This is a genomic window from Pedobacter sp. CG_S7 (assembly GCF_040544395.1).
Classification (GTDB): Bacteria; Bacteroidota; Bacteroidia; order Sphingobacteriales; family Sphingobacteriaceae; genus Pedobacter.
On sequence record NZ_JBEONS010000077.1, the window covers coordinates 1 to 4,601 of the forward strand.

Annotated in this window: 2 protein-coding genes; both read left to right on the forward strand. The window is 36.4% G+C overall.

The window, feature by feature from the left end; translation table 11 throughout:
• Nucleotides 1-119 precede the first annotated feature (119 nt).
• Nucleotides 120-3,299: a SusC/RagA family TonB-linked outer membrane protein gene (locus AAKU52_RS17095; RefSeq protein ID WP_354335798.1), complete on the forward strand. Its 3,180-nt coding sequence runs from the start codon at nucleotides 120-122 to the stop codon at nucleotides 3,297-3,299.
• Nucleotides 3,300-3,309: 10 nt separating this feature from the next.
• Nucleotides 3,310-4,548 (forward strand): RagB/SusD family nutrient uptake outer membrane protein, encoded by a 1,239-nt coding sequence (locus AAKU52_RS17100; RefSeq protein ID WP_354335800.1) that lies wholly within the window; start codon nucleotides 3,310-3,312, stop codon nucleotides 4,546-4,548.
• Nucleotides 4,549-4,601 lie beyond the last annotated feature (53 nt).

Below are 4,601 nucleotides of genomic sequence, written 5' to 3' on the forward strand. Positions count from 1 at the left end.
AGCCATTTTATTTGAATTTTGAAACTGCCCCTAAACTAACAACGATTACAAGGGCTGAAAACAGTCAAATCTTTTAAAGTACCTGAGTAGTTACACTAACCAAATACAAACCAATTATTATGAACAAAAAATTTACTCGGCTCATTAAGCTTAAGCTTTTGACGAAAGAGAGTGCGTTTACGATTAGCGTAATTTCTTTAGCTTTTGGTTTAACATTTAATGCATCGGCAGGTGTAATTAATGTTAATATCACACCCCCATTAATCAACAATGAATTAAAACTTTCAGTTGCAGATATTATAATCAGGGGTATAATTAAAGATGAAACAGGTTCGCCAATTCCAGGGGCAAGTATAAGACTTAAAGGATCTATGGCTGTTGCAGTAACAGATGTTAATGGTGCTTTTAGCATCACCGTTCCTTCAGAAGCTGCAGTTTTAATTATTTCTTATGTAGGTTATGCGCCAAAAGAGGTAACTATAGGTAACCAGAAAAACATGTCTATTCAATTGGAACCAGACTCAAATGTATTAGAAGAAGTTGCCGTTGTAGGTTTCGGTGTACAACGCAAAGTTTCACTAATTGGGGCACAATCTACGGTAGATGCTAAAGAATTAAAAGTTCCTGTAGCAAGTGTAACTCAATCATTAGCCGGAAGAATTGCCGGTGTAGTTGGGGTACAAAGAAATGGTGAACCTGGTAGAAGTTCGGCAGATATTTGGGTTCGTGGTATCGCAACTTTTGGTGGCGGTTCTACTTCGCCATTAATTTTGGTGGATGGAGTAGCGAGAAATATCAATAACATTGATCCAGAGGATATTGAATCTTTTACAGTGTTAAAAGATGCATCTGGAACGGCCGTTTACGGAGCAAGAGGTGCAAATGGTGTAATCTTAGTAAAAACAAAAGTTGGTAAAGTAGGTAAGCCAAGTGTTTTTTTTGATTACAATGAAGGCTTAAGTACTTTTACCCAACATCCAAAAGCATTAGATGGTATAGCTTATATGAACCTGGCGAATGAGGCTTTAACAGGAAGGGGTCAAATGGCTAAGTATACTCAAGATTATATTAACAAAACTGCATCAGGAGTAGATCCTTTAGTTTATCCAAATGTAAATTGGATGAATGAAATTTTTAAAGATTACAGTAGCATTCGCAGAGCAAATTTAAATGCAAGTGGTGGTGTAGAAAATGCACAGTATTATGTATCATTAGCCTATTATAATGAAGGTGGGTTTTTAAAAACCGATGATTTGGCGCAATATAATTCTGCCATGGTTTTCAACAGATATAACTTTACCAGTAATCTAAACCTTAAATTAACGAGTACCACCAAATTAGATCTAGGAATTCAAGGTTATGCCTCAAATGGAAATTATCCAGGAGAAAGTACCGAAAGTATTTTTGGATCGGCATTAGATGTCTCTCCTGTAGAATATCCTGTGATGTATCCTGGAGGTTTAATTCCTGGTCGTTCATCTAACGGCAGTTTCCGTAATCCTTACGCCGATTTAACACGTAGAGGTTACCGAACCGAATTTGCAAATCAGTTATTTAGTAATTTAAGGTTAACGCAAGATTTAGGTGGTATGGTTGAAGGTTTAAGCGCAACTGCAATGGTTGCATTTGATGTATTTAATTCAAATTCCATTAAAAGATCAAAAAGAGAAAGTACTTATTTTTTACGCGAGATAAATAATCCACGGAACGTAAATGGAGATTTAGATTTAGTTACTTCCTATACCAGTAATGCAAATTACTTAAGTTATGAGCCCAGTCGCGGAGGAACAAGAAAGTTTTATACAGAAGGTGCTGTTAATTATGATAGGGCGTTTGAAAAACACCGTGTTGGTGGTTTAATTTTAGGCTATACAGAAGATAGAACAGAGCCTTTTGCAGGTGATTTTACAAGTTCCATTCCTTTCAGACAGGTAGGCGTTGCTGCTCGTGCAACTTATTCATATGATGATCGTTATTTTTTCGAGGCCAACTTTGGTTACAATGGTTCTGAAACTTTTGCACCAGCTAAACGATTCGGTTCTTTCCCAGCCTTTGGGATTGGATGGATTCCATCAAACGAAAAGTTCTTTGAGCCTTTAAAAAACACTATTAATTTCTTGAAATTCAGATACTCTGATGGTAAAACAGGTATCGGTGATATCGTAGGCCGAAGGTTTTCTTATTTAACCTTAGTATCTGATGGTGTTGCTGGTTACCAAACAAGTAAAAATTACAATAATCCAAATTCAGGCGGTATTAATGTAACTGACTATGGTATTGATGTTATTTGGGCAAGTTCTAGAAAGCAAGATTTGGGTATGGAAATCAGAACTCTTAACAATAACTTGTTCTTGATTGTAGATTTATTTAATGAAAACCGAACTGGGGTTTTCTTACAACGGCAGTCAATTCCAGGTTATGTTGGGTTAACCAACCAACCTTATGGAAATTTAGGCGTAGTAAGCAATAAAGGCCTTGATGCAACTTTAGAATATAATCTTAAAGCTGGTCAGGTTGATATTGGTTTAAGAGGAACATTTACCTATAACAAGGATAGAATTATTGAAGATGATCGTCCTGATCAACCTTATCCATGGATGAACCGTACTGGTGATAATATCCTTGCTCGTTACGGTTACGTTGCTGAAAAATTATTTGATACCCAGGAAGAAATTAATGCAAGTGCTACTCCAGGTTCTAAAGCATCAGTCCGCCCAGGCGATATTAAATATGAGGATCTTAATGGCGATGGTTTAATTAATGATTACGATAAAAGAAAAATCGGTCGCGGTGATGTACCAAACGTAGTTTATGGTTTTGGTGTAAACGTTTCTTATCAGGGCTTTTCATTTAGCACTTTTTTTCAGGGTGTTGATGGAGCAGATATTATGTTAGGTGGCTCAGGTATGTTTCCATTTAATGGTGGTGGTGGTTTAAGTAATGCATATGAAATTGCTAAAGATAGATGGACACCAGAAAACCCTCGTCAGGATGCATTTTACCCACGTTTAGCGTATGGTGAAGCTGATAATAACAACAATACTTTAGAAAGCTCTTGGTGGGTTAAAGAAGTGAACTTCCTTCGTTTAAAAACAGCGCAACTTAGCTACAATTTGCCTACAAGTTTCGTATCTAAAGTGAAATTAAAAAATGCTTCAGTTTATCTAATCGGAACCAACTTGCTAACGTTCAGTAGCTGGAAACTTTGGGATCCGGAATTGAACACTGGCGGTAGGGCTAATGGAAATAGATACCCACAAACATCAACCTTATCATTGGGTTTAAATGTTAAATTTTAATATTAAAGACATGAAAAAGTACATATATCTTACACTTGTAGTCGGTTTAACTTTCGCTACATCGTGCAAAAAAGGTTTTTTGGATCAAGTACCTAATGATAGGTTAACTCTTGAAGAAACCTTCAAAACAAGATCTACCGCAGAGCGTTTTTTAAACAACGTTTATAGCCTAATTCCTGATGAATTTGCTCAACGTAGTCCAGATGAAGGTAGAAATGCTGGCGTTTGGACTGGAGCATCAGACGAGGCAGAGTTTGTTTGGGGTTTTAACCAGGCCAATAACGTAAATATTGGCAGTTGGGATGCTAATAGTGGTTTCGTTAATAGCTACTGGAATAATTTTTACAGAGGGATTCGTGCCGCAAGTTTCTTTATGGTAAATATTGATAAAGTTAAGGAGGATATCACACCTCAAATAATTGTTCAATATAAAAATGAAGCAAGAGCTTTAAGAGCCATTTATTACTTTTATTTAGTAAGGGCTTATGGGCCTGTAATACTATTAGGCGATAATGTGGTAGAGCCAGATGCACCTTCAGAAAGTGTTCAATTACCTAGAAGTAGCATGGAAGAATGTGTAGCTTATATTACATCAGAGTTAGAAGCTGCTGCTGCAAATTTACCTATTACTCCTGCCAATGATAATAACTATGGCCGAATTAACAAGGGAATGGCTTTGTCTTATAGATTGCAAGCTTATTTATTAGCTGCTAGCCCGTTATATAATGGTAATACCGATATGGCGAGTTTAAAAAACAAAGATGGAAAACAATTGATAAGCCAAACGGTAGATCAAAGTAAATGGAAAACAGCCTCGGATGCTTATAAAGCTTACATTACTCAATTTGTTCCGAGTACTTATAAATTGTATAGAAAAAATGATGGCGGAGGTGCATTCAGTCCATATTTATCCTATAGAGATTTATTTATTGATAAATTTAATAGTGAAGTAATCATGTCAAGGTTAGATGCTTCAATAGAAGGTCGACAATATGAATTAACGCCATATCATAATGGTAAAAATTCTGAGACTAGGGGCTCTGGTGGATTAGCTGCTATGCAAAATCAGGTTGATGCATTTTTTATGGCTAATGGATTAAGTATTAATGATGCAGGTTCTGGTTACCAAACTACAGGAACAACAATGTACCAGCCAGTTGGAAGTCCGCAAGCTACAGAAACATTTAACCAATGGGTTAATCGTGAACCTGTGAACGGTAAATATGAATACACAACTTTTGGCAATTAAGAGTGCAGGGTTTTCGGTAAGAATGCTGCAGAGAAATCGGTAAGAATGAATAC